Below are 25,207 nucleotides of genomic sequence, written 5' to 3' on the forward strand. Positions count from 1 at the left end.
CCTTTTGTTCAAGCCTCCTAAAGCTGAAATATAATAATTCAGCCTAAAACCTCATCACACCAATGATAAAATATCATTATAGGTAACCACCAGCATAAAGCCGATTAAAAATATAAATCCAACCCTAAATGCCCATTCTTGTATCGCGGGATTGGGCGGCTTCCTTGTCACCGCTTCAATCCCATATAATAATAAATGTCCACCATCCAGCATAGGGATTGGCAAAAGGTTGATGAACCCTAAGTTAATCGAGATCATCGCTATTAAAGAAATAAAGGCGGCAAGGCCCAAGGTAAATTGTTCGCCAGATATTTTCGCAATTTTTACAGGCCCGCCCAATTCTTTAACCGAACGCTGTCCCGACAATATTTGACCAAGGCCGGTTACCGTTAACCGAATAATCGCACCGGTTTCCTTTACCGCCAACCACGGGGCTTCATAAATGGGAACTTCCCGAATCTCTGCACCCGATGCCCCAATACCCAATTGGCCAATTTTTTGTTCATTGCCAAATTTGTCGGTCATGATTGTGTGGCCAATTTGGCCCATTAAGGTCATTTTTTGACCATCGCGGACAATATCTATTTCCACATTTTGACCGCCATAAATGCTAATCTCTCTGGCCAATTCGGGGAAATTTTCCATTTCAACACCGTTGAAACTGGTCACCAAATCGCCTTTTTTAATGCCCATTTTGTCCGCCGGGCTTTGCGCCTGCACCTGATCAATTCGGGCGGGCATGACAACCTGGCCATAGGTCATGAAAAATCCCGCCATAATGGCAATCGCCAAGATAAAATTGGTCGCCGGCCCTGCAAAAACAATAATTGCCCGCTGCCATAGAGGCTTTGCAGGAAAACTATGCGCACGCTCCTCTTCGGGCATTTCTTTCCATGCATCGTCATTTTGGCTGGCAGCATTTGCATCTCCTGCAAATTGCACATATCCGCCCAGTGGCAATAACGCCACGCGCCATAATGTGCCGCGTTTATCCACGCGCCCAAAAATTTGTGGACCAAAGCCAATTGAAAATTTTTCTGCCTTTACGCCAAAAAAACGCCCCGCATAATAATGGCCCAATTCATGAATAATAACCAAAATGCCAATCATTGTTAAAAATGACAATATGGTCACAAATATATTAGGAGAATCGATCATTATTTCTATGCGGCCTTTATAATATTATCTTGGCAATAACGCCTGACTTCTGCATCTATGCTGAACACATCGTCCAGATGCGATAATTTTTCATCACCATATTGGTCCATGGCATCGCGCACAATATTGATGATGTCCAAAAATGCGATTTTTTCTTCTAAAAATGCGCCAACGGCAATTTCATTGGCGGCATTCATCACCGCTGCCGCTGCGCCACCCTTTTGCGCAGCATATTTTGCAATGGCAATGGCGGGAAATCGGGTTTCATCGGGCTGCTCAAAAGTTAATTGGCCAATTTCGGCAAGGTTCAACGGCGTGCAATTTGTTGCCATACGCGCGGGCCATGCCAATGCACTGGCAATGGGAATACGCATATCGGGCGCACCTAGCTGCGCCAAGGTGGAGCAATCATGAAATTCCACCATGCTATGGATCACCGATTGGGGGTGCACCAAAATATCCAGCTTATCCAAACCCACGGGAAAAAGATGATGCGCCTCAATAAATTCCAGCCCCTTATTCATCATCGTTGCGCTGTCCACGCTAATCTTTGCGCCCATTGACCAATTGGGGTGCGCCACCGCCTGTTTCGGGGTGACATTGCGCATTTTTTCCAATGTGAATTCTCGAAATGGCCCGCCCGATGCGGTAAGCGTAATTTTGCGCACCTCGTCAATTTTTCCGCCCGCAAGGCATTGGAATATGGCATTATGCTCGCTATCCACTGGAAGCAAAGTTGCGCCTGATTTTTGCACCGCCGCCATCATTAACGCACCGGCAGAAACCAACGATTCCTTATTGGCCAGCGCAACATAATTGCCCTGTTCAATAGCAGCCAAAGTCGGCTTTAACCCCGCCGTTCCAACAATAGAGGCCATTGTCATGTCGGCATTGCGCCGCGCAGCGTCAATCAATGCACCCTCACCTGCTGCGGCCTCTATACCAGATCCGGATAAGGCGGATTTCAAACTTTCATACGCCGCCTCATCGGCGACAACGGCAATTTCGGCCTCAAATTTTATCGCCAGCGCAGCCAGCGCTTCGGCATTGCCATTGGCCGTTAAGGCCACGACCTTAAATTGATCGCGATTTGCCCCGACCAGATCCAAAGTGGACATGCCCACCGAACCTGTTGCCCCAAATATAGAAATTGATCGCGAAGCACTCATCCAATTACCATGTCGCGTAAAATGATAATATGGGTCAGTCCAATGACAAAAAATAACGCGATCATGCCATCGGCGCGGTCAAATAATCCGCCATGACCGGGGATAAAATTGCCCGAATCCTTTACCCCTGCACGTCTTTTCATCCAGCTTTCCAATAAATCGCCGCCTTGTGCTAAAATGGCCATAAATGCGCCAGTTAAGAAAATGACCGCTATGCCAAAATCGCCGCCCGCAGGGGCAAAATCATAAGAGACAAAAATTACCCATATAATTCCCGCCGCGCTCATGCCCCCGATTAACCCTGCCCATGTTTTATTCGGGCTTATTTTCGGGGCTAATTTCGGTCCGCCTATGCTGCGTCCGGCAAAATACGCCCCCACATCGGTGGCAATCACCACGGATATAAGCGCCAATACCGCCTGCCAATCATCATCCTTTACCCGAAACAGGATAATCGCCGCAACGGCCAGTCCAATATATATTATTGCGCATATCGCCCAAATAAACTTACCCAAAAATGTTGTGGCAATTTTATTGGATAAAGCCATCCATTCTTTCAAAATAACGATACCAGCGGCTGCCATAAAGAACCCAAAAAACCAGCCGCCAGCATATAATGCACCGCCCGCAATCAGCATCATGAACAAAGCGGATATTGACCGAACCTTTAAATCGTTATTTTTACCCTCTGCCATTATCGCCCCCCAAAGCGGCGGTCGCGCGTCGCATAATCATCCAATGCGCGAACCAATTCTTGTTTATTAAAATCTGGCCATAAAATATCGGTAAACCATAGCTCGGCATAGGCCGCCTGCCACAGCATAAAATTACTTAATCGTTGCTCACCCGATGTGCGGATTAAAAGATCAAGCGGCGGCATATCTGCGCTATCTAAATTTGCGGCAATATTTTCCATATCAACCGTACCATTTGCCGCCGCCTTTTGCGCGGCGCGCACAATTTCATCCTGCCCGCCATAATTTAAGGCAACGGCCAATGTCGTGCGTTTATTTCCCGCCGTACGGTCCAACGCATCATCAATTAACGCAACCAAATCCGGCGCCAAAGCGTGATAATCACCCAATATTTTCAAACGCACATCATTGGCGGCAAATTCATTAATATCGGATTTTATGAAATGGCGCAAAAGCCCCATTAAGTCATTTACTTCGTCCGCCGGACGTTTCCAATTTTCCGACGAAAATGCATAAAGACTAAGCGCCTCCAACCCCAATTCACCAGCGGCGCGTACAATATCACGCACGGCCTCTACCCCGCGCTTATGCCCCATGGCACGCGGCATCATGCGTTTTTTTGCCCAACGCCCATTGCCATCCATGATGATGGCAACATGACGCGGCATTATTTTTTCAGACTGACCCAAAAACTACCCCTCCACCAGCATTTAATGAAAATTAAATGGCTGGCCAATTTATTATTGCGTCATAATTTCTTTTTCTTTTGCCTCGGCGGCTTCATCGACCAACTTAATATAATCATCGGTCATTTTCTGCACCTCGGTTTCAAGCCGCTTTGCATCATCCTCGCCAATGACCTTCTTATTTTCGTCATTTTTAATATTGTCCATGCCGTCGCGGCGCACATTGCGAATGGCGATTTTTGCCTTTTCAGAATATTGCCCAGCCAATTTGGCCAATTCTTTACGGCGTTCCTGCGTCAAATCAGGAATCGGTAGGCGAATTAACTGCCCGTCGGTGATGGGGTTAATCCCCAAACCTGCGTTACGAATCGCCTTTTCAACTGCGTTCAAATTGGATTTATCCCAAACCTGAACAGATAATAATCGCGGCTCAGGCGCTGAAACCGTTGCTACCTGATTTAATGGCATATTTGCACCATATACCTCTACCACCACAGGATCCAATAATGCGACATGGGCACGCCCCGTGCGAAGACCGGTCAAATCGCCTTTAAACGATTCCACCGCACCATTCATTCTGCGATCAATGTCTGATTTATCATATTGCGCCATATATTTTGCCCTTTATTCTGCTTGATTACAAACGGTGGTGGAAACACCCTCACCACGTAAGATTTTTGCCAAATTGCCTTGCTCTCTTATCGTGAATACCACGATCGGTATATCATTGTCACGGCAAAGCGCGACCGCGCTGGCATCCATAACCTTTAAATTATCGGTCAGGACGCGGCTGAAACTTAATTCGTCATAACGAACGGCATTGGGGTCCTGCTTTGGATCAGCATTATAAACGCCATCAACGCTTGTTCCTTTAAACAAGGCATCACAGCGCATTTCCGCTGCACGAAGGGCTGCACCGCTGTCCGTGGTGAAATAGGGCGCACCCACACCGGCGGCAAAAATAACCACGCGCCCTTTTTCCAAATGTCGTTCCGCGCGGCGACGAATAACCGGCTCACACACTGCATCCATTTGAATGGCGGATTGAACACGGGTCGCAACGCCCAATTGTTCCAAAGCATTTTGCATGGCCAGTGCGTTCATAACCGTGGCCAACATGCCCATATAATCGGCCTGTGCACGGTCCATTCCCTTTGCTGCCCCTGCCATACCGCGGAAAATATTGCCCCCACCAATGACAAGACAGATTTGCAAGCCTGTATCCTGGGCCGCTTTTACCTCACCTGCCATACGGGCCACGGTATCGGGATCAATGCCAAATTGCGTATCCCCCATTAACGCCTCACCCGATAATTTGAGCAAGATTCGTTTATATTGTTTTTTTTCCATGTCTTTGCCCATAATAATCGCCACTCTTTCGATAAAATTTATTGGTGCTGATATGCATATGGCGCACAGCTATATAAGCAGTGCGCCATATCGCCAAGGGGTGCGATGAAAAAAAGCACCCTATAATTTAAAAAAAGATTATCCGCCAACCGCTGCGGCTACTTCCGCCGCGAAATCGCTTTCTTCTTTTTCAATGCCTTCGCCCAATTGGAAACGGACATAATCGGTCAATGTGATTGACTTTCCAGCTTCCTTTGCAGCCTTTGCAACAACTTCGGCGATTGGTGTTTTATTGTCCATCACGAAAAGTTGAGACAATAGAGCGTTTTCTTTGGCGAATTTATCCATTGCACCAACAACCATTTTTTCAACAATTTCCGCAGGCTTGCCAGATTCAGATGCTTTTTCAAGAGCGATGGCGCGCTCACGCTCCAACATTTCTTGGTCAAGACCATCTGCGTTCAACGCCAATGGGAATGCAGCAGCAATATGCATCGCCAATTGCTTACCCAATGGTTCAAGAACAGATGCGTCCGCATCACTTTCAAGCGCAACCAACACGCCAATGCCGCCCATATTCGGGGCAGCTGCATTATGCACATATGAATGCACAAGGCCATTTGATACTGACAATGTTTTAACACGGCGAAGCGCTTGATTCTCACCAATGGTCGCAATATTATTGGTCAACACTTCTTGAACAGTTTCGCCGCCAGGATATGCCGCCGCTGCAACTGCTTCAATATCATTTGCACCAAGGTCAAGCGCAACCTGGCTAACCTTTGACACGAAATCTTGAAACTGATCATTTTTCGCAACAAAATCGGTTTCACTATTTACTTCGATTGCGGTGCCACTTGTGCCATTGGTCACAACGCCAACCAAACCTTCGGCTGCGGTGCGGCTTGATTTTTTCGCAGCAGCGGCCAATCCCTTGGCGCGCAACATATCAACAGCAGCATCAATGTCGCCATTTGCTTCTGAAAGCACTTTTTTGCAATCCATCATGCCAGCGCCTGTGCGCTCGCGCAATTCCTTTACGGCTGCAGCGGTAATTGCCATGGTAAATTCCTTTATAAAATAATTAGTTTTAGATTTGGAAAATGGCCAAGCATATATGCCCGGCCAATATTCCTTTATATTATCAATCTATCTATCATAAGGCGATAGGCAAATTGATATTATGCTTTATCACCTTCAGCCGCAGCCTCGGTAACAACTGCCTCAACAGGAGGTTCAACCATTGCGCCCAAATCCGCACCTGATGCAACAGCAGCCTGCTGGCCGCCCTTGGTTGCTGCAGTCGCAATCGCATCGCAATAAAGGCGAATAGCGCGCGCGGCGTCATCATTTGCAGGAACAGGAAATGCGATGCCAGAGGGATCAACATTTGAATCAAGAATGGCAATGACGGGAATACCCAGAACATTGGCTTCTTTAATGGCAAGCTCTTCCTTATTCGCGTCGATAACAAACATCACATCAGGAATGCCGTTCATTTCACGAATACCGCCCAATGATAACTCAAGCTTATCACGGTTACGGGTCATGTTCAGAACTTCTTTCTTGGTAAAACCAGAGGTATCACCTGAAAGTTGCTCTTCAAGAGTTTTAAGGAATTTAACGCGCTTTGAAATTGTTTCCCAATTGGTCAACATTCCGCCCAACCAGCGATGGTTGACAAAATGCTGTCCAGAGGCACGAGCAGCATCAGCAATCGGGCCTTGGGCCTGACGCTTTGTACCGACGAACAATACTTTACCGCCAGCCGAAACTGTTGCATCAACAAAGTTTAATGCACGCGCAAATAAAGGCACTGTTTGTGACAAATCAAGAATATGAACACCATTACGATCGCCAAAAATATATGGCTTCATACGTGGGTTCCAACGATGGGTTTGGTGGCCGAAATGTGATCCGGCTTCTAGCAATTGCTGCATGGTGACGACTGGTGCCGCCATAATAGTTCTCCTTCCGGTTATACCTCTAAGGAGCTGTGACTTTTAATGCAAAAACATTAAAAGCACCGGTATGATGCCCCTTATGTGGAATGGAAGCGCGGATAAACCATGTTGAACAAAAGGTCAAGCCCAATATTTCCGCAGATAGTAATTTATCGCTTCAACCATCTCTCAAATCACCTTCAAAAATAATTATTGACAAAAGAACAAAACATGAACATAAGGGCAATAACGACGATTATATAGGGTTTTTGATATGATATATATTTCTTCCTTTGCCTATTTTTTTGGATTTTCCATGGCTGTTTTCGCCATTTTTGCCAGCATCAAATCCGCAATGCCGCAAATATTGGATATTATATCTGATCATATTGATATGCAGGATGCGGCACAGGATATGCGCGACCATGCACCGCGCATTGTCATCCGCCCTTATCGAACCAATTATCAGGCGCCTTTAAATATAATGAATGATTTGCCAAAAATGCGGGCACAGCCCACCCGCATCAAATCACGCCATGTCATGATGAAACAGCGTCAACGAAGCGCGAAATTGGCGGCCTGATATTTAATAATAAGTGTTATCTATAATTAAGTGATATTTATAATAATGTCATTTGGCGCATGGGGGCAAAGCTCATCCTATGAAAAGGGCTTGGACCATATTGGGCAATCGCCTCCAAATGCGCTTTACTGCCATAGCCTTTATTTGTCGCCCATCCATATTGCGGATATTGCGCATCTGCCTCCATCATCAAACGGTCACGATGTTCCTTTGCAATAATGGATGCAGCCGAAATACAGGGGTGCAGCGAATCGCCTCCGATTATCGCCTGTGCGCCATAGCGCCATTTCGGCAGTCGGTTTCCATCAACCAATATCATATCGGGCAATGCATCAATTTTTTGGGTTAAGGCATCTGCCGCCCTTTTCATGGCAAGCATGGTGGCCTGTAATATATTTATCTCATCAATCTCGTCATGGCTGGCAATGCCCACTGCCCAATCGCATTGCTCCTTTATCTGCTGCTCTAATATAGAGCGCCTATGTGGGGATAATTTCTTACTATCATCCAATCCGACAATGTCGCTACCTCGTAAAAATACCGCCGCCGCCACCACTGGCCCGGCAAGCGGCCCTCGCCCTGCCTCATCAACACCAAAAATTAACTGCCTATTGCTAGCCAAAGCATCCTCAAACTTCTTCAAAATAATACCCCGATATTTATTTAATGCGCCATGCGGGGTGCCGCCTATTTTCACCGGCATAATATAAACAAATGGCATTGCCCGATGGGTCGAACAGCCTTGCCTCACGCCATCCCCATTTTTCATCACGCGGCATTTGGTCAAAAACATATCCTGCGCCTTGTAAAGCTGCGCACCATTCATCCAATTGGCAATGTTCAAAATAAATAACCGCGCCGCTCACCTCTTCGCCATTATTTGCGCAATGAATTGAAAATGTCACGCCATTATCAGCTTCAAATCGGGCATAGCCATTAAAGGGGCTGTCCACAATTTGCCTTAAACCCAGCCCCTTATAAAATAAGACGGAGGCATCATAATCGCGCACATTCACCGTCAATTGATTTAATGATGCACCCATAAAAATCGCATCATTTCTGACAAATTGCTGACCCAATGGGCCATGCCCCGCGCCAATATCGGGATGTGTCATTGCATCATGATAGGCAATTCGAACAAAGGATATGGCGCGCGCGCACGCGGTCTCTATGTCCAATCCCTGGCCCATTCCACATGCAATCGCACTGGCCAATGTGCATCCCGTGCCATGATTATTATCGCCGTATATGCGCTCATTTTGCCATGAAACCACCGTGCCATTTGGCCTATATAGCTGGTCAATTATCTGCTTGCCTTCGCCATGCCCCCCCTTGGCAAGGATAAAAGCATCATGCCGCAAAATATTTTCAATACCGCCCAATGCGTGCAGTTCCGGCAAATTGGGCGTTACCAGAAGACTGATATCCATCATCCGGTGAAAGGCCGAGATTGTTGCCTCATCTGCCAATAATGACCCGCTGGTCGCAATCATTACGGGGTCGAAAATAATCGGCACATCTATTGCGGCCAATTTATCGGCCAACATATTGGCAATTTCTGCGCTGCCCAACATGCCAATTTTAATGGCATCCACGCCAATATCGGCCAAAATTGCATCAATTTGCGCCGCCACCATATCCACAGGAATAGGATGAACAGCGGCAACCCCGCAAGTATTTTGCGCGGTAATCGCGGTAATTGCGGTCATGGCATGGCCACCCAGCATGGTGATGCTTTTTATATCCGCCTGTATCCCCGCGCCGCCACCGCTGTCTGAACCGGCAATGCTTAAAATACGGGCGCTCATGGATTTAATAACCCTTAAACTTTCGCACGGTGGAGGCGGGAAATTTCTCCTGCGCCTTTAATGAACGCGCCGGCCTGTCCATCAATTCTCCGCCGCAATTTGGGCATGTTTCGTCCAATATATCCGCGCAATCGGCGCAAAATGTGCATTCAAATGAACATATAAATGCGCCCGCCCCCTCGGCGGGTAAATCGCCCCCGCATTTTTCGCAATCGGGCCGCATCTCCAGCATTATCCAGCCTCATTTCTGATAATATCGCAAAGCTGATCAACAATAGTTTCAACCTGCGCGGCGTCGTCTCCTTCGGCCATTACGCGAATTAACGGCTCGGTCCCCGATGGACGAATGACCAACCGACCCTTGCCAGAAAGCTCGGCCTCTGCATCAGCAATCGCCGCTTGCACCACCTTATTTGCCAATGGCTGCCCGCTATTATATCTAACATTTTTTAACAATTGCGGCACCGGTTCAAACATATGCAGCAATTCACTTGCCGGACGCTCGCTTTCGGCAAGTCCCGCCAAAATTTGTAGAGCAGTAATCGTGCCATCTCCGGTGGTGGCATGGTCCAATAATATCATATGGCCGGATTGCTCCCCGCCCAGATTTGCGCCAATTTTGCGCATTTCCTCCAACACATATCGGTCGCCAACTTGCGCCCGCAATAAACCAATATCATGATCGGCGAGAAAACGCTCCAAACCCAAATTGGACATGATGGTCGCCACCAATTTATTGGCCTTTAAGTTTTCGGCGCGTTTCAATCGCATGGCCATTAACGCCATAATCTGATCACCATCGACCACTTGGCCCTTTTCATCGCACACGATTAAACGGTCAGCATCACCGTCAAGCGCAATGCCAATATCCGCGCCCGCCGCCACCACAGTTTCACACATGGTTTCGACATGGGTTGAACCAACACGGTCGTTAATATTGCGCCCATTTGGCGTCACGCCAATTGCAGTTACCTTTGCGCCCAGCTCCCAAATCGCGGCAGGGGCCACCTGATAGGCCGCGCCATTTGCGCAATCAACCACGACGTGCAAACCATCGAAACGGATATTTTCCGGTACGCTGGCCTTTACCGCGTGAATATATCGCCCGCGTGCATCCTCAATCCGCCGCGCACGACCAATATCCCTGCTGACCGCCAATTGAGCGGGTTCTTCAAGCAATGCCTCAATCATCAATTCATCCTTGTCGGATAATTTGAAGCCATCGGGCCCGAATAATTTGATACCATTATCTTCATATGGATTATGGCTGGCCGAAATCATTACCCCCAAATCGGCCCGCATTGAACGGGTCAACAAAGCCACTGCGGGGGTTGGTATTGGGCCAAATTGCACCACATCCATGCCCACGCTGGTAAATCCGGCAACCATCGCGCTTTCCATCATATAACCAGAAAGCCGGGTATCTTTGCCAATGACAACACGATGTTTATGTTTGCCGCGAAGGAAATGCGACCCGGCGGCCTGCCCCACGCGCATGGCGATTTCCGGTGTCATGGGTGACATATTTGTCCGCCCTCTTATCCCATCAGTTCCAAAAAATCTGCGCTTTACCAAAATAAAATCCCCATTGATTATCAAATTTACTTAAAATGCCATAGCCTATCGTGCCAGATAACGCCAAGAATGTTTTGCCATATTTTTTCGGTGCTGTATCGTGGCTGTAAATAAATTTCTACTCTTTCAATCTGCTTTGATAAAATAATCGTCGCAGTAATAAATTAAGGATTATCGATGCTAAGAGCATATTTGGTTTTGGGCGCCCTGGCATTGGGTATTTTGTTGGGTGCGGTGATAGAAGACGGCGCCCCTGCGTTAATGAATGGCGCGGATGTGGTGGGCAGCATGTGGTTAAATGCACTGCGCATGACGGTGGTGCCGTTAATTGTCGGATTATTGATTGTTGGCATTTTAAAGGCAGCGCAAATGGCCCGTGCGGGGCGAATGACGGTGCGCGCCATTGGCACGATGATGATATTATTATGGTTGTCGGCAATAATGGCCGCAATTGTCACCCCGGCTTTATTGGAACTTTTCCCCCTGCCCACCGATGCTGCGAATGCGTTAAAAGCCGCATTGGGCAGCGCAGCCCCAGCAGGTGAGATTCCACCATTTAGCGAATTTCTGCGCGCTATCATCCCAACAAATCCGGTTTCGGCGGCGGCGCAAGATGCGATTTTACCGTTGATAATCTTTACCCTTGCCTTTGCCTTTGCGATTAGCAAATTGCCCGCCGATCAGCGCGGTGTGATGCGCGGTTTTTTTGATGCTTTGGCCAATGCCATGTTAATTTTAATCAATTGGGTTTTGTTAATTGCGCCCATTGGCGTTTTTGCATTGGCAATGGTTGTCGGGGCAAAGGCGGGCGTGGCGGCATTTGGCGCATTGGCCCATTATGTTTTAATCTTGGTGTCGGTTGGCTTTATTGTGTGGATTGCTTCCTTTTTCGTGGCATTATTTGGCGCAAAAATTGGCCCTGTTACTTTTTTCAAGGCCGCCATCCCTGCACAGGCGGTCGCGCTATCTACGCAAAGCTCGCTTGCATCACTGCCCGCCATGGTGGAGGGGGTGAAAAAATTGGGCGTGGGCGAACGCAGCGCGGATGTTGTCTTGCCTGTGGCGGTTGCCTTATTTCGCGCGACAGGCCCGTGCATGAACCTTGCCGTTGCCATATATGTCGCGCATTTCATGGGTATAGAGCTTAGCATTACTGCACTGGCCATTGGTGTGGCGGCGGCGGCCATCACCACCCTTGGCGCGGTCAGCCTGCCCGGCTCAGTCAGCTTCATTACATCAATCGCGCCGATAAATATTGCCATGGGCTTGCCGGTTGAACCGCTCATCATCCTATTGGCAATTGAAACATTTCCAGACATTATGCGCACATTAGGAAATGTGACAATGGATATGGCCGTCACCACTACAATCGCAAATTATGAAGAGGATTTAGGGCATGAAATATCGCAATCTGGGTAATGGATTAAAAACATCTGCGCTGGGCATTGGTTGCATGCCCATGATCAAGGGCGGCAATATCGTCTATGGGCTTGACGCTGATCCAGATGAAGCGGCCAAAACCATTGATGAAGCCATTGACATGGGGGTGACATTTTTTGACACCGCAGAGGTTTATGGACCATTTAGTAATGAAATATTGGTGGGAGAGGCCATAAGGGGAAAGCGGGACAAACTGGTCATTGCCACCAAATTTGGTTTTGAAATTCAAGGCGGCAAGCCCGTTGGTGCGAACAGCAATCCGGCACATATTCGCAAAAGTATCGAAGGATCGCTTCAACGTTTGGGCGTTGACCATATTGATTTATATTATCAACATCGTGTTGATCCATCGACCCCGATTGAAGATGTGGTGGGCACATTGGCTGACCTGATTAAAGAGGGGAAAATCGGCCATATCGGATTGTCAGAGGCAGGCCCCGAAACCATAAAACGCGCCGCCGCCACCGCGCCGATAACCGCACTGCAAAGTGAATATTCCATTTGGGAACGCGATATTGAACAGGATATTTTGCCATTATGTAAAGAATTGGGCATTGGTTTTGTACCCTATTCCCCGCTTGGCCGTGGATTTTTGACCGGCCAAGTAAAATCACATGATGAGCTGGACCGCGATGATTGGCGGTTAAATGATCCACGTTTTTCAAAAGAGAATTTTGCCAATAATATGAAAATTGTTGATGTGATAACCGCCATTGCCGCCGCGCATGGCGCGTCGCCGGCGCAAATATCCCTTGCATGGTTATTGGCACAAGGTGACAATATCGTGCCCATTCCGGGCAGCAAAAGGAGGCTAACCATGCGCGACAGCATGGGGGCAAGCGATATTATATTATCCCAAGCAGATTTGGCCGCGATTGACGCCGCCGCCCCTGCGGGTCAAACATCTGGTCCCCGCTATGGCGAATTGGGCATGAGCATGGTGCGGTTATAGGCAATTATAATATAATATTTATACATCATTGATTTTATATTTATGATGCGCAGAAAATTTATAATGCACAGAAAAAAGGCCCGCTATACTGGCGGGCCTTATTCATTTTTACCAAATCGGCTTTATTATCTATCATATGCCTTGGGCAAATTTCCTTCGACTGGATTTGCATAACGATCGCGCAATTTGCTTTGGCGGTTTTCCAATGATTGTTTCTTACCATCAATGAAAAGCTGTTCCACATTGGTAGAAAGTTCCAACGGATCACCATTCCAAATCACCACATCGGCCGCCGCGCCATTTTTTAACACGCCCAATTTGCCGCCCTGTCCCAAAATTTCTGCGGGACGAGAGGAAATCAGCGCAAAGGCAGTATTCCAATTTACCCCTGTAGCACCGGGCACTTTATTAAGCGCGACAAGATTGCCCGCATATTGCGCCGAATATCGTAATTGATGGGCATCACGGTCATCAATCATGCCAATGGCCACCTTTACCCCGGCATTTTCCATGCGGCCTACATTTGATTGTGTGGCGGCCAATACCTCAAAACTAGACGGCAGGTCATTTAACGCAGAAGCAATAACCGGCACATTTTCACGCGCCAAACGGTCGGCAACGCGCCATCCCTCGCTTGCGCCCACAATCACCAATTTCATGGCCGGATATTCTTTTTTCAAATCAATCATCTGGTTAATATCGGCGGCGCTTTCCACATGTGCCAATAACATGGTCTCTCCGCTTATCACCTTTAACAATGCCTTGGCATCCTCAACGGTCAATTGGCTTTCATCAAAATTTGCTCTATTATTGGCATAATCGCTCGCCTGACGCAGCATGGAACGGAATAATGTTTTGCTGGCAGTTCGGCTGCCCCCCGCAATGGATGCTGCACGTTCACCCATTTCAACAAATTGAAAAACCCGTTTATGCGATGTTGGGTCCTGCCCTTCGCCCAAATTGGCAATTGCGCCCTGCCCTGCAAAAATATTGCCGCCAACCGATGGAGCAACCGCCGCACGCGTAACACCCGATGCGCGGTTGACCCCAAAGGGTGAACGATCCGCGCTAATCGCGTCGGACACATCCAAAGCTGCGGAAAATTTTGATTTGCTGGCATTTTCGTCATTGGTGCCGCTGACCGCGCTAATTTCGGTTAGGCCCAATCGGCTGAACCCTGCAAAAATTCCTGGCGTGACCCATTTATTGGTCGCATCAATTTTTTGGGCATCCGCGGGAATGGCAATATTGCTGCCCGCCGCGATCACTTTGCCATCTTTAATAACAACAGTTCCGTTTTCAATTGGCGCACTGCCATCTCCGGTGATCAGTTTGCCGCCAATAATGGCATAGCTTTGTGCAAATGCACTTGTCGCGCTTAATGACAAAAGGGCGGCTGTTAATGTGATAAATTTCTTCATTTCGTGTCTCCCTCACCTGGTTGGCCAAGCTCAAAATCGCTTACGGGGCGCATTTTGGGATTGCTGCTATCATATAATAATGCACCATCGACCCACACACGGTCAGGACGCGAATATACGGACAAGGGATTTCCATTCCACAAAACAATATCCGCCATTTTCCCATTTTCCAATGAACCTGTTTTGTCATTAATCCCCAATGCCTTTGCCGCATTATATGTAATCCACCGAATGGCTGTCCCATCGCTAATGTCGAAACCCATATGGCGGGCATCTGCGGCGGCCTTTGCAGCTTCTTGGTTCAACCTTTGGATTTGATTATCATCATCGGAATGGATTATCACACATGCTTTTTGATTTTCCAAAATTGCGGCATTTTCCGGAATGGCGTCATATGCCTCAATCTTAAAACCCCACCAATCGGCCCAAATTGCCGAACAAACATCCTCTTCGCGCAATTTATCGGCGATTTTATAACTTTCAATCGCATGGTGAAATGCGGTGACTTTATATCCAAATTCCTTGGCCATATCCATGACCAGCGCCATTTCATCGGCGCGGTAGCAATGATTATGGACCAAAATATCGCCCGACAATACGCCTGCCAATGTTTCCATACCCAAATCACGGGTTACTTCTTTGCCGCTGTCCAATTTCTTTTTATATTCAGCCGCCTTTACCCATGTTTGGCGGTTTACGGCAAAATTGCCCATGCGGGTGGATGGCATACGCCCGCGGCCACCATAAACTCTTTTGGGATTTTCACCGCACGCCATTTTAAAACCATAGGGCGCATCAGGAAATTTCATCCCCTGAACCGTGCGGGAATAGACATTTTTTAATGTCACCGAACGGCCGCCCATTAAATTCGCCGAACCAGGCAATATTTGTAATGAGGTAATGCCGCCATTCACCATTGCACGGCCAAATCCGGGATCCTGCGGCCAAACACTATGTTCCGCCCATACCTCTGGCGTGGTGGGCGAAGTGGCCTCATTGCCATCGCTATGCGCCTCTACCCCCGGGGATGGATATACGCCCAAATGGCTGTGCACATCAATAATGCCGGGGGTGATATATTTACCTTTGCCGTCAATAATTTGATAGCCATCAGGAATATTGGTGGAGGAATCGCCAACCGAAACAATTTTGCCATCGGCAAATAAAATAACACCATTTTCAATTTTGCCGCCCAAACCATCAAAAATTGTCACATTATTGACGGCGGTATTTACCCCTGCATAGGCATGATAGGTGGATGGAAAGGCGACTGGCGCGGCTGTTTTTTCAACCTTTGCCTCATCCTTTTTAGATTTTTTAGCATCCGCCACTTGGGGTGACAGGATCATCAGCGCCGCAGAGGCGGCCAATATGGTTTTCAAATGGTGCATTGCTGCTTCCTCTAATTTTTATAATTTTAACAAAAAAGGGGCAGGAATTTCTTCCCGCCCCGATTTTTTATTTCTTAATGAGCTTCTTTAGCCGCTGTGGCATCGCCATCATCTTTCAACGTGTCCAGATGCATCATTTTTTTAATCAGCGGCGAAATGACCAATACGGCAACACCAATGCCAATCGCATACCAACCCACGGTTGAATAAACGCCAAGGACAACTTCCTTACCTGCAGCCTCGCCTTCTAATCCCTCTGCACCCGCAGCGGCAGCAATTAAACCAGCAGCAAAATTACCCGTTGCCGAGGCAAAAAACCATGTGCCCATGATTAACGATGCCATATGCGCAGGGGCAAGACGGTTCATCGCCGATAAGCCCACAGGAGACAGGCAAAGCTCTCCGGTTGTATGCAGCAAGTAAATCAAGAAGATGAAAATTACCGGCACAGCCGCATCCGCACCAACCGAATTTGCACCCCAAACAAGAACCAAGAAACCAAGGCCCACCTGAATAACACCAAGCCCGAATTTAAATGGCGCAGAAGGCTCTTTGCCGCTTTTGCTCATCATGGTCCACAGCATTGCGAATAATGGCGCGAGCATGAAGATATAGGCTGCGTTCAATGATTGGAATACCGATGCAGGAACACCCGCACGGTCAACATGACGGTCAGTAAATAGGTTCAATGAAGAACCGGCTTGCTCAAATAATGCCCAAAAAACAATGGAAACAAAGATTAAGAACATTGCCGCAAAGATACGGTCACGATCCTCCGATGGTAATTTGACAACCGCAATGAACAAAACATATGCCACCAATATTGCGCCAAAAACGCCCAATAATGTGCCGACAACCGCCTGATTTTGGACCATCCACCAGCAAAGACCAACACCAACAAGGCCAACAGCATAAAGAAGCCATTCAAGCTTAATTCCCGCAACCTTAGATAATAATTTCGCAGGATCGGAAGGCTCACCACGGCCAAGCAATAATGGCTTGCCCCAAATAAAGACCAAAAGACCAAGCAGCATGCCAAATCCAGCAAGGCCAAATCCATATGACCAGCCATAGGTTTCACCAATATAGCCGCATAATAAAGAGCCCAAAAAAGCGCCCAAATTTATTCCCATATAAAAAATGGTATAGGCCGGATCACGGCGCGTGTCGGTGCGCGGGTATAGTTGGCCCACGATTACCGAAATATTCGCTTTTAAGAAACCTGAACCAACAATGATAAAGGCAAGAGCCAACCAGAAAATGTTCAGCGAAGTAGGATCTTGACCGCCATCGCCTTCAAATCCCATGATGAAGTGGCCAAAGGTTAAAAGGACCGCGCCATATAAAACAGCCTTACGTTGTCCCAAATATTTATCGGCCAAATATCCGCCCAAAACGGGCGTAATATAAACCAAAGCAGTATATGCACCATAAATGACGCCTGCTTCGCTGTCCGAAAATAACCAATGTTTTGTTAGATAAAAAATCAACAAAGCACGCATACCATAATAGGAAAAACGCTCCCACATTTCTGCAAAAAACAATACAAACAATCCCTTAGGATGACCTAAAAAGGTACCTGCGGAATCGCCATCTTGAGCATATGTCGCCATAAAAACCCACCCTCTCATCAATTTGTTTAAATTTATTTGGCCAATTGACCTTATTTTTACCCCACTACCCTAGCAAAAAAATTACGTCTGTGAAGAAGATTGTTTCAACATCGCAAATTTTCTTCGCCCGCCATATACCCTCATTTGGCCATTTTATATATTTGCTCTGGAAAAATTATATGTTGTTGCTATCTCCATTTTTATGGAATTTAATAATCTGCACTCATTAAAAGGCTATTTTGACACCCGCCGTTCCGGGCGACCGCGCGAAATGGTTGAACCTGCGCCAAATGATAATGAACTGCGCGAAATGTGCGCCGCTGCCATGCGCACGCCCGATCATGGCAAATTATCACCCTGGCGGTTTATCATCGTCCCATCACATGGGCGCGATAGGTTTAAGCAGATTTTATCCGATGCCTTTATTGCCAATAATCCCGATGCGCGGGACGGCCAAATATCCGCCGCCATTAACATGGCAGATCATGCCCCATCTTTGGTGATATTGGTGCATAGTTTAAAACCGCATGCCAGCATTCCGGCATGGGAACAAATGTTAAGCACCGGCGCGGTCGGCATGAACCTGCTCCATGCGGTGCATATAAGAGGATATGTGGGCAGTTGGATTACCGGATGGGCCGCATATGATGAGGCGGTGCGTGTGGCATTTTGCAAAGATGAAGAACGCATTGCCGGATTTTTCTTTTTGGGCAGCCCTGGCGAAAAGTTACAGGAAAGGCCCCGGCCAGATGTCGATGATTTAATTTCCTATTGGCCGGAATGATCCCCGCGCCCTTTATATAAATTATTTGCGTAAATGGCGTATGCTTGACCTATAATATTTTATTATGGCAGTAAGGCAGCATGAACCGCAAACAACCCCTTTATCTTAATCTTCGCCAATATATTATCGACGCGATTATTGACGGTAAATATGTGGAGGGTGATTTTTTACCATCGGTTCGCGCCATGGCGTTGGAACAGGGCGCAAACCCACTGACCGTGGCCAAGGCATATCAATTTTTTCAGGACGCAAATTTGGTGGCGGTTCAACGCGGGGTCGGTTTGAAAATTTCATCCGGCGCGCGCCAAAAATTAAAACAGACAGAGCGCGAAAAATTTATTCAGGAAATCTGGCCCAAAATATGCCGAAAAATGGACCAGCTTAACCTTAATATTGAAGACCTTAATAATATATCGCGTTAAACCTTATTTTTGTAAAAATCATGTTTCAATATTATATTGTTTTAACAAATCATATAAGGTCGGCCTGCTAATCCCCAATAATTTAGCAGCATTGCTGATATTACCATCGGTGCGGGAAATTGCGCGGTAAATCGCCTTGCGGTCGGCCTGTTCCCTCGCGGCCTTTAAATTAAGGAATTCCTGCTCATCATCCTCATCAATCTCTAATAAATCAGATGAAATAAGACGGTCATCGGCCATAATTACCGCGCGCTTTATTTTATTTTCAAGCTCCCTCACATTGCCAGGCCATGTCCATTGATCAATCACGGTTAACGCCTCTGGCCGGAAACCCTTCACACTGGGGTTCATTTCGGCTGCAAATTTATTCAAAAAATGCTTTGCCAATAAAACCGCATCGCCCGTGCGATCCTTTAATGACGGGATTTGAACCGTGATTTCGGCCAAACGAAAATATAAATCATCCCGAAATTCTTGCGCAGCAATCATCTGATTCAAATTTCTATGCGTTGCACAAACCACCCGCACATCAATGGGGATGCTTTTGCGCCCGCCAATTCGTTCAATCACTCTTTCTTGAAGGAAACGCAGCAATTTCACCTGTAACGCAAGGGGAATATCGCCAACTTCGTCCAAAAATAATGTCCCGCCATTTGCGGTTTCAATCCGGCCGACAACGGTCTTTACCGCGCCAGTAAATGCACCCTTTTCATGCCCGAAAAGCTCCGATTCCAACAAGGTTTCAGGAATCGCACCGCAATTTATGGCAATAAAGGGTTTATCACGCCGATCGCTAATATTATGCAGGCCGCGCGCCAATAATTCCTTGCCCGTGCCGCTGCCACCCAATAGCATGACCGACACCGATGTGTTGGCCACACGTTCAATTGTATTGGCGATTTTTATCATTTCCGGCGCGCCGGTCAAAATATTGCCAAGGACAAAATCCTTGCCATTGCCCTGTTGTTCCAAAAATTCCTTACGTTTTTCCAAAGACCGCACATGAAAGGCACGATTGACGATTAAATGTAGCTCATCAATATCAACCGGTTTTTGGTAAAAATCCCATGCACCTGCGGAAATGGCTGACATTGCCGCTTCGTTGGAGCTATGGCCCGATGCCACAATCACTTTAGTATCGGGTTTTAATTTTAATATTTCCTCCAATGCCGCAAATCCCTCTGTCACACCATCGGGATCAGGCGGCAGGCCAAGGTCCAATGTCACAATATCGGGTTCTTCGCTGCGTAAAATATCAAGCGCCTCTTTACGATTGGATGCGCAAAATACCTCAAAATCCTCATAAGACCATTTTAATTGTTTTTGCAGGCCCGGATCATCCTCAACAATCAATAATTTGCGGGTTTCACTGGTCATTAAATTGATCCTTCATGGTTGGCATCATCAATATAATCTGTTTTTGCATTATCTGTTTTTGCCTGTTTATTATTTTCAATTGGGATGGAAATGATGAATTTTGTGCCTTCGCCCAATTTGCTCATCACTTTTAATTCGCCGCCCAATGATTTGGTCAACGTCAATGCTTCATATGCACCAATACCAAATCCATCTGCTTTTGATGAATGAAATGGCCGGAACAAATCATTTGCAACAAAATGTTCGCTCATCCCTGAACCATTATCTTGTACCGTTATTTCAATATTTTCACCCAATTTTTTGGCATTGATATCAATAGGTGAACCATCATCGGTTGCCTCAATGGCATTTTGCAATAAATGGTTTAAAATCGTTTCCAGACGCTCTGCATCAATCATAGCGAATAATCCCTCGCTTACATTTACCATCATGGGGTGCAGCAATCGTTTGGAATGGACCGATTTTAGAACAATTTCGCCAATATCCATGGCAATAAGCGGCTTTACCACCGCCTTATTATGTGATGAAAGCCGCGCTAATAATGCGTTCATCTTCTCCACTGAAGATTTTAATGTATCAATCATATCGGCGCGAAATTCCGGTTTATCGGCATGTTTTTCGGCATTGCGTGCCAATATGCTTAATTGACTGACCAGATTTTTTATATCATGCATGATAAAGGCAAATCGACGGTTAAATTCGGTAAATTGCCGGCTTTCAATCAATTGCCTTTGGCTGCTGGCCTCGGCCAAATAACTCGCCAATTGGCGGCTGACCGTGCGGATCATGTCCAAATCCTCCCAATCCAGCCCGCGCATAATGCGTGGTTTTGCCAAAATGATAAGACCAGTTAATTTACCAAAATGGACCAATGGCAACATTAACCACGCATTTTCCTGTTCATATAACCAATTGGGAATGGCGGTCGGGTCAATTTTATTATCCGTTCCTGCGCGCGCATCATCCAAATTGACGATATATTTTGTATTTTCAAAATATGACGCACTATGTTTTGTTGCCGGAATTGCAGGAACATCGGCGGTGCGCCAATTCCATCTTGCTTGTAAATTTAATTGTTTATCATTTGTCGGGGTTAATAATAAACCCGATGGGCAATCCATAATATCGGCCATTGCCTTGACTATACGTTCATGAAAGGGCGTATTTTCTTCCCCTGGAAAGCCAATAGTATCGGCAAAACGCATCCATTCGGAACGATAATCATATCGATGCTGAAAAAAATGTTTGGCAATGAACACGCGCAGCCACGAACGAAACTTACCCGATGGCAGGATAAGCAAAGCGCCAACCGACATACCGAAAATCAAGGTAATCTGTGCCAATGCGGCATAATCTTCAAAGAAAAATTCCAATAATGTCGCCAAAAACAACATTAATAATAAATATATACCAATGGCGATGAGGGATACCGATTGAAAGGCCACACTGCGCGAAAGTCGAAATTTCCATGCGCTGTTCCGGCGTGATGCGATAATGAAAATCGGCGCGATTATCGCCATCATTATCCCGCGTGTCGCCTGAAGCTCAATTGGAATTTCGCGGGTTAAATATGCAATTGTATATAAATTAAGGTCAAATGCCCACATGGATGTTAACGCCGCCAAAGGCAGGTTAATCCCCCAACGGGCCATTGGCGCGGTTATGGTATAAATATTATGCAGCGCGACCAACGCCCCAATGGCAAATAACACCCGCAAAATAAGCGAAGAAATCGCAACCGCGACATTATTTCCCGCATTAAATATAAAATGGGTCGCCAAATCCACACCCAATTGGATCATCAAAATGGCGGCAACAACGGCATATAATATATTCACCGTTCTGGGTTGTTCTTCGGTATCTTCGCCTTTTAATAAAAAGAATAAAAAGCTGAACCATGCCAAATTACGCACGGTTTCCGTTGCCTGCGCATAAATGGTGTTCACACCCGAAACTGTCGTGGCAAATGCCCAAATTGCCGTTACCGACAGGGCGATAATCATCATTAATTGCTTTGCGCTGCTGCTGCCATATTTATGCAGCAACCATATCGCCATCATGACATAAGCAAAGGCGGCGGTTAAATGCCCCCAAAATGAAAGATTTGCCAAAATTTCTAACATATTACCGCGCCCCATCGGGCCACAGGACCACGCGCAAAGTTTGCAGCAAAATAACTATATCCAAAAATGGGGTATAATTTTTTGCATAATAAAGATCATATTCCAATTTTTGCCGCGCATCATCAATGGATGAACCATAGGGAAAATTAACCTGTGCCCATCCAGTTATGCCCGGTTTTACCATATGGCGTTCGGCATAAAATGGAATTTTCTTTTCTAAATCAGAAACAAATTCCGGGCGCTCTGGACGTGGCCCTACAAAACTCATCTCTCCTTTTAACACTGACCAACATTGGGGCAGTTCATCAATTCGCACTTTACGAATAAACCGCCCGACCAGTGTAATACGCGGGTCATCCTTTGCCGCCCATATCGCTTTACCGCCATGTTCGGCATCCTCGCGCATCGAACGTAATTTGATGATGTCATAATTTTGGCCAAATAACCCCACCCTATTTTGCCGATAAAATGCCGGACCTTTGCTTTCCAACTTAACCAATATCGCAAATAAAAGGATAATCGGCCCGGTTAAAATTAAAATTAACATGCTGACAATTAAATCAAATAATCTTTTTCCAATGGTGGAAATGCGCCGACCCGATGAAAATCCATCTGAAAAAATCAACCAACTTGGGTTCACGCTATCCAAATCAATTCGGCCGGTTTCCCGTTCCAAAAATGTCGATAAATCATTTACGTGGACGCCCGTGGTTTTAATGCGCAGCAAATCATCCAAAGGCAGGGCGTTGCGCCGTTCCTCAAGCGCAAGCACAACCTCACTTGCGCCCAATTTCACCACATAATCGGCCAAATTATAAATTGCGCCGCGATCAATCGCCTCTGGAATAACTTTTTCACCATTGGTCATGCCAATATAACCCACGACGACAAATCCCGATCCAGGCTGGCTTTCCAACTCCTTTATCCGCTGTGCCCTTGCGCCCGCGCCCAATATAATCAAACGGCGCTTAAACGCCTCTGTGCCGATTAACCCTCCCAATAATATACGTGTGGCCGCAACAAAGGCAAAGGCAAGCCCCATGGCATAAATGGAATTGGACCGCCATAATGTCATTCCGGGAATGGCAAAGGCCATAATCGCCATGAATATAACACCAAGCGACACAGCAACCAACATTCGCGCAATGGCAAAACGCAATGATTGAAGCGATTCGGTGCTATATACACCCACTGCGATGCTGGCTATTTGGACGCTACAGGCAAAGGAAAATAAAGGCGCCATACGATTGCCAATAAAATCAACTGTCATGCCAATTTGTTGCGCGCGAATAATCCACGCAACCTCGGCTGCGGCCAATAATAATACAAAATCCGTTATCGCCAGGAACAAGACGGGATAAGGGATATAATGTTTAAATAATCTCAGCACTTAATTGATGCCTAACCATGAATAAAATTACGATTAAACATGATTTACAGTCAAAAGGTAAAGTGTCGGTTACTTTTACAAAAAAAAATTAACTTATTGATATTGAATGTATATATTATCATAAATATATGATTTATCATATTTGATAGTAAAATTTATTTTTGATAACCTTTTTTTATGTCCTTGATGATAAACAGCATGACATGAATGATAATAACACTCCCCTATTGGAAAATATAACCATATTGCCCGTTATTTTATCGGGTGGTTCGGGCAGCCGCCTTTGGCCGCTTTCCACGCAAGATAAGCCAAAGCAATTTCATCGTTTAGACAGCGAACATAGTTTGTTACAACAAACATTAAACAGATGCAGAAATGAAAGCAATTTCGCCGCACCCTTAATTATTGGCAATGTACAGCATGTTGATTTAATTCGCGGTGAATGCGCCGCAATGAATTTACAAGAATATGATATTATTGCCGAACCCATTGCACGAAACACCGCCCCTGCAATTGGCCTAGCCGCGCAATATGCACAGGATAAATATGGTGATAATATTGTGATGTTGGTCATGCCCAGCGATCATGCCATTAAAGATGTTAATGCCTTTCAAAACGCAGTAAGGTTAAGCGCAGGTCTTTGCCTAAAAAAAGCATTAATCACCATTGGAATTACACCCGATCGTCCAGAAACCGGTTATGGATATATAAAAATTGGTGATAATAGGGATGATGTTCGCCAAGTGCATCATGTTGACCAATTTGTCGAAAAACCGGATGCGGAAACCGCGCAAAAAATGGTGGATAGTCAAAAATATCTGTGGAATGCGGGAATATTTATGTTCACAGCCAAAAATATTTTGGCATGCCTGCAATCATATCAAGCCGAATTAACGCATTATATTTCCATTGCGTGGCAGGCAAAGGCGGCCGATAAAAACTGCTTCACCCCTGAATTACAGGCAATGCACGATTGCCCTTCCATCTCCATTGATCATGCGGTGATGGAATTGGCATATAATATTGGTGTTATTCCAGTTCAAATGGGTTGGTCAGATATTGGCAATTGGGATGCCATTGCCGATATATCATCGCCCGATGATGACAAAAATATTATTATTGGGCCGCAACAAGTTTCGGGAAATAAATTTATTGATAGTCATAATGTGCTTATCCACGCCGATAAATGCAGCATTACCGCTATTGGCATTGAAAATTTGACCATCATTGAATCAAACGGCCATATTTTAATTATGCCAAGAGGTCAGGCACAGCTTGCCCGCAAGGCTTCGGAATAATATAGCATAAATAAATATTAGCCATTATC

24 protein-coding genes are annotated in these 25,207 nt (G+C 46.3%); 6 read left to right on the top strand and 18 right to left on the bottom strand.

Going from position 1 to position 25,207, the window contains the following annotated elements; all coding sequences use genetic code 11:
* Nucleotides 1–54 precede the first annotated feature (54 nt).
* The 8 genes from rseP to rpsB all read right to left on the bottom strand — a co-directional run bounded on the left by rseP (nucleotide 55) and on the right by rpsB (nucleotide 7,019).
* Nucleotides 55–1,158 carry an RIP metalloprotease RseP gene (rseP, locus tag LPB140_RS09245; protein WP_072559585.1) on the bottom strand — a complete coding sequence of 368 codons (1,104 nt, stop codon included), beginning with the start codon at nucleotides 1,156–1,158 and terminating at the stop codon, nucleotides 55–57.
* A gap of 5 nt (nucleotides 1,159–1,163) precedes the next feature.
* Nucleotides 1,164–2,327: a 1-deoxy-D-xylulose-5-phosphate reductoisomerase gene (locus tag LPB140_RS09250; protein ID WP_072559586.1), complete on the bottom strand. Its 1,164-nt coding sequence runs from the start codon at nucleotides 2,325–2,327 to the stop codon at nucleotides 1,164–1,166.
* Complete coding sequence (locus LPB140_RS09255; RefSeq protein ID WP_072559587.1) at nucleotides 2,324–3,022, bottom strand: phosphatidate cytidylyltransferase; 699 nt, start codon at nucleotides 3,020–3,022, stop codon at nucleotides 2,324–2,326. The genes LPB140_RS09250 and LPB140_RS09255 overlap by 4 nt, the downstream gene beginning before the upstream one ends.
* Nucleotides 3,022–3,690 carry a polyprenyl diphosphate synthase gene (gene uppS, locus LPB140_RS09260; protein ID WP_072559588.1) on the bottom strand — a complete coding sequence of 223 codons (669 nt, stop codon included), beginning with the start codon at nucleotides 3,688–3,690 and terminating at the stop codon, nucleotides 3,022–3,024. The genes LPB140_RS09255 and uppS overlap by 1 nt, the downstream gene beginning before the upstream one ends.
* Before the next feature lie 72 nt (nucleotides 3,691–3,762).
* The gene (gene frr, locus LPB140_RS09265; protein WP_072559589.1) at nucleotides 3,763–4,320 is read right to left on the bottom strand and encodes a ribosome recycling factor; all 558 of its coding nucleotides are present in this window, start codon (nucleotides 4,318–4,320) and stop codon (nucleotides 3,763–3,765) included.
* Between the two features lie 12 nt (nucleotides 4,321–4,332).
* Entirely contained in the window at nucleotides 4,333–5,058 is a 726-nt protein-coding gene (pyrH, locus tag LPB140_RS09270) for a UMP kinase (RefSeq protein ID WP_072559590.1), read from the bottom strand.
* Between the two features lie 138 nt (nucleotides 5,059–5,196).
* Complete coding sequence (gene tsf, locus LPB140_RS09275) at nucleotides 5,197–6,120, bottom strand: translation elongation factor Ts (RefSeq protein WP_072559591.1); 924 nt, start codon at nucleotides 6,118–6,120, stop codon at nucleotides 5,197–5,199.
* A gap of 119 nt (nucleotides 6,121–6,239) precedes the next feature.
* Nucleotides 6,240–7,019 carry a 30S ribosomal protein S2 gene (gene rpsB / locus LPB140_RS09280; RefSeq protein WP_072559592.1) on the bottom strand — a complete coding sequence of 260 codons (780 nt, stop codon included), beginning with the start codon at nucleotides 7,017–7,019 and terminating at the stop codon, nucleotides 6,240–6,242.
* A 256-nt stretch (nucleotides 7,020–7,275) separates the two neighbouring features.
* Between rpsB and LPB140_RS09285 the strand changes: the two genes are divergently transcribed.
* Nucleotides 7,276–7,584 (top strand): hypothetical protein, encoded by a 309-nt coding sequence (locus LPB140_RS09285; protein WP_072559593.1) that lies wholly within the window; start codon nucleotides 7,276–7,278, stop codon nucleotides 7,582–7,584.
* 37 nt (nucleotides 7,585–7,621) lie between these two features.
* Here the strand turns inward: LPB140_RS09285 and rnhB are convergent, their stop codons facing one another.
* The 4 genes from rnhB to glmM are packed head-to-tail and all read right to left on the bottom strand — an operon-like array spanning nucleotide 7,622 to nucleotide 10,967.
* Nucleotides 7,622–8,287 carry a ribonuclease HII gene (gene rnhB, locus LPB140_RS09290; RefSeq protein ID WP_083550588.1) on the bottom strand — a complete coding sequence of 222 codons (666 nt, stop codon included), beginning with the start codon at nucleotides 8,285–8,287 and terminating at the stop codon, nucleotides 7,622–7,624.
* Nucleotides 8,244–9,392, bottom strand: coding sequence for a bifunctional hydroxymethylpyrimidine kinase/phosphomethylpyrimidine kinase (thiD, locus tag LPB140_RS09295; RefSeq protein ID WP_072559594.1), 1,149 nt, complete (start codon nucleotides 9,390–9,392; stop codon nucleotides 8,244–8,246). Before thiD ends, rnhB begins: the two co-directional genes overlap by 44 nt.
* Nucleotides 9,393–9,396: 4 nt before the next feature.
* A complete protein-coding gene (locus LPB140_RS09300) occupies nucleotides 9,397–9,624 on the bottom strand; it encodes a DUF1272 domain-containing protein (RefSeq protein ID WP_072559595.1) in 228 nt (75 codons plus the stop codon).
* Nucleotides 9,624–10,967, bottom strand: a complete 1,344-nt coding sequence (glmM, locus tag LPB140_RS09305) for a phosphoglucosamine mutase (protein WP_257785778.1) — start codon at nucleotides 10,965–10,967, stop codon at nucleotides 9,624–9,626. Before glmM ends, LPB140_RS09300 begins: the two co-directional genes overlap by 1 nt.
* Before the next feature lie 177 nt (nucleotides 10,968–11,144).
* On the opposite strand from glmM, the gene LPB140_RS09310 reads away from it, so the two are divergent.
* Together LPB140_RS09310 and LPB140_RS09315 are read left to right on the top strand one after the other, a co-directional pair.
* The gene (locus LPB140_RS09310) at nucleotides 11,145–12,386 is read left to right on the top strand and encodes a dicarboxylate/amino acid:cation symporter (protein WP_072559596.1); all 1,242 of its coding nucleotides are present in this window, start codon (nucleotides 11,145–11,147) and stop codon (nucleotides 12,384–12,386) included.
* A complete protein-coding gene (locus tag LPB140_RS09315) occupies nucleotides 12,364–13,359 on the top strand; it encodes an aldo/keto reductase (RefSeq protein WP_072559597.1) in 996 nt (331 codons plus the stop codon). The genes LPB140_RS09310 and LPB140_RS09315 overlap by 23 nt, the downstream gene beginning before the upstream one ends.
* Nucleotides 13,360–13,484: 125 nt before the next feature.
* On the opposite strand, the gene LPB140_RS09320 is transcribed toward LPB140_RS09315, so the two are convergent.
* From LPB140_RS09320 to LPB140_RS09330, 3 genes are all read right to left on the bottom strand, one after another.
* Nucleotides 13,485–14,780: an amidohydrolase family protein gene (locus LPB140_RS09320; RefSeq protein WP_072559598.1), complete on the bottom strand. Its 1,296-nt coding sequence runs from the start codon at nucleotides 14,778–14,780 to the stop codon at nucleotides 13,485–13,487.
* A complete protein-coding gene (locus LPB140_RS09325; protein ID WP_072559599.1) occupies nucleotides 14,777–16,171 on the bottom strand; it encodes an amidohydrolase in 1,395 nt (464 codons plus the stop codon). Before LPB140_RS09325 ends, LPB140_RS09320 begins: the two co-directional genes overlap by 4 nt.
* 74 nt (nucleotides 16,172–16,245) lie before the next feature.
* Nucleotides 16,246–17,784, bottom strand: coding sequence for a peptide MFS transporter (locus tag LPB140_RS09330; RefSeq protein ID WP_072559600.1), 1,539 nt, complete (start codon nucleotides 17,782–17,784; stop codon nucleotides 16,246–16,248).
* A gap of 202 nt (nucleotides 17,785–17,986) precedes the next feature.
* On the opposite strand from LPB140_RS09330, the gene LPB140_RS09335 reads away from it, so the two are divergent.
* Entirely contained in the window at nucleotides 17,987–18,568 is a 582-nt protein-coding gene (locus LPB140_RS09335; RefSeq protein WP_072559601.1) for a nitroreductase family protein, read from the top strand.
* An 80-nt stretch (nucleotides 18,569–18,648) separates the two neighbouring features.
* On the top strand, nucleotides 18,649–18,990 hold the full coding sequence (locus LPB140_RS09340) for a GntR family transcriptional regulator (RefSeq protein ID WP_072559602.1): 342 nt from the start codon (nucleotides 18,649–18,651) through the stop codon (nucleotides 18,988–18,990).
* An 18-nt stretch (nucleotides 18,991–19,008) separates the two neighbouring features.
* On the opposite strand, the gene prsR is transcribed toward LPB140_RS09340, so the two are convergent.
* From prsR to LPB140_RS09355, 3 genes are read right to left on the bottom strand one after another with little or no spacing between them, the layout of a single operon-like run.
* Nucleotides 19,009–20,367, bottom strand: coding sequence for a PEP-CTERM-box response regulator transcription factor (gene prsR, locus LPB140_RS09345; RefSeq protein ID WP_072559603.1), 1,359 nt, complete (start codon nucleotides 20,365–20,367; stop codon nucleotides 19,009–19,011).
* Nucleotides 20,367–22,490 (bottom strand): XrtA/PEP-CTERM system histidine kinase PrsK, encoded by a 2,124-nt coding sequence (gene prsK / locus LPB140_RS09350; protein WP_072559604.1) that lies wholly within the window; start codon nucleotides 22,488–22,490, stop codon nucleotides 20,367–20,369. Before prsK ends, prsR begins: the two co-directional genes overlap by 1 nt.
* Before the next feature lies 1 nt (nucleotide 22,491).
* Nucleotides 22,492–23,880 carry a TIGR03013 family XrtA/PEP-CTERM system glycosyltransferase gene (locus tag LPB140_RS09355; RefSeq protein WP_072559605.1) on the bottom strand — a complete coding sequence of 463 codons (1,389 nt, stop codon included), beginning with the start codon at nucleotides 23,878–23,880 and terminating at the stop codon, nucleotides 22,492–22,494.
* Between the two features lie 203 nt (nucleotides 23,881–24,083).
* Between LPB140_RS09355 and LPB140_RS09360 the strand changes: the two genes are divergently transcribed.
* Entirely contained in the window at nucleotides 24,084–25,178 is a 1,095-nt protein-coding gene (locus LPB140_RS09360) for a mannose-1-phosphate guanylyltransferase (protein WP_072559606.1), read from the top strand.
* The last annotated feature ends 29 nt before the right edge of the window (nucleotides 25,179–25,207 follow it).

Source organism: Sphingorhabdus lutea (genome assembly GCF_001889025.1).
GTDB lineage: Bacteria > Pseudomonadota > Alphaproteobacteria > Sphingomonadales > Sphingomonadaceae > Sphingorhabdus_B > Sphingorhabdus_B lutea.

Excerpts from the sequence above, each read along its gene's own strand:
- rseP (WP_072559585.1), bottom strand. The coding sequence starts at position 1,158 with ATGATCGATTCTCCTAATATATTTGTGACCATATTGTCATTTTTAACA.
- LPB140_RS09250 (WP_072559586.1), bottom strand. The coding sequence starts at position 2,327 with ATGAGTGCTTCGCGATCAATTTCTATATTTGGGGCAACAGGTTCGGTG.
- LPB140_RS09255 (WP_072559587.1), bottom strand. The coding sequence starts at position 3,022 with ATGGCAGAGGGTAAAAATAACGATTTAAAGGTTCGGTCAATATCCGCT.
- uppS (WP_072559588.1), bottom strand. The coding sequence starts at position 3,690 with ATGCCGCGTCATGTTGCCATCATCATGGATGGCAATGGGCGTTGGGCA.
- frr (WP_072559589.1), bottom strand. The coding sequence starts at position 4,320 with ATGGCGCAATATGATAAATCAGACATTGATCGCAGAATGAATGGTGCG.
- pyrH (WP_072559590.1), bottom strand. The coding sequence starts at position 5,058 with ATGGAAAAAAAACAATATAAACGAATCTTGCTCAAATTATCGGGTGAG.
- tsf (WP_072559591.1), bottom strand. The coding sequence starts at position 6,120 with ATGGCAATTACCGCTGCAGCCGTAAAGGAATTGCGCGAGCGCACAGGC.
- rpsB (WP_072559592.1), bottom strand. The coding sequence starts at position 7,019 with ATGGCGGCACCAGTCGTCACCATGCAGCAATTGCTAGAAGCCGGATCA.
- LPB140_RS09285 (WP_072559593.1), top strand. The coding sequence starts at position 7,276 with ATGATATATATTTCTTCCTTTGCCTATTTTTTTGGATTTTCCATGGCT.
- rnhB (WP_083550588.1), bottom strand. The coding sequence starts at position 8,287 with ATGCCGGTGAAAATAGGCGGCACCCCGCATGGCGCATTAAATAAATAT.
- thiD (WP_072559594.1), bottom strand. The coding sequence starts at position 9,392 with ATGAGCGCCCGTATTTTAAGCATTGCCGGTTCAGACAGCGGTGGCGGC.
- LPB140_RS09300 (WP_072559595.1), bottom strand. The coding sequence starts at position 9,624 with ATGCTGGAGATGCGGCCCGATTGCGAAAAATGCGGGGGCGATTTACCC.
- LPB140_RS09310 (WP_072559596.1), top strand. The coding sequence starts at position 11,145 with ATGCTAAGAGCATATTTGGTTTTGGGCGCCCTGGCATTGGGTATTTTG.
- LPB140_RS09315 (WP_072559597.1), top strand. The coding sequence starts at position 12,364 with ATGAAATATCGCAATCTGGGTAATGGATTAAAAACATCTGCGCTGGGC.
- LPB140_RS09320 (WP_072559598.1), bottom strand. The coding sequence starts at position 14,780 with ATGAAGAAATTTATCACATTAACAGCCGCCCTTTTGTCATTAAGCGCG.
- LPB140_RS09325 (WP_072559599.1), bottom strand. The coding sequence starts at position 16,171 with ATGCACCATTTGAAAACCATATTGGCCGCCTCTGCGGCGCTGATGATC.
- LPB140_RS09330 (WP_072559600.1), bottom strand. The coding sequence starts at position 17,784 with ATGGCGACATATGCTCAAGATGGCGATTCCGCAGGTACCTTTTTAGGT.
- LPB140_RS09335 (WP_072559601.1), top strand. The coding sequence starts at position 17,987 with ATGGAATTTAATAATCTGCACTCATTAAAAGGCTATTTTGACACCCGC.
- LPB140_RS09340 (WP_072559602.1), top strand. The coding sequence starts at position 18,649 with ATGAACCGCAAACAACCCCTTTATCTTAATCTTCGCCAATATATTATC.
- prsR (WP_072559603.1), bottom strand. The coding sequence starts at position 20,367 with ATGACCAGTGAAACCCGCAAATTATTGATTGTTGAGGATGATCCGGGC.
- prsK (WP_072559604.1), bottom strand. The coding sequence starts at position 22,490 with ATGTTAGAAATTTTGGCAAATCTTTCATTTTGGGGGCATTTAACCGCC.
- LPB140_RS09360 (WP_072559606.1), top strand. The coding sequence starts at position 24,084 with ATGAATGATAATAACACTCCCCTATTGGAAAATATAACCATATTGCCC.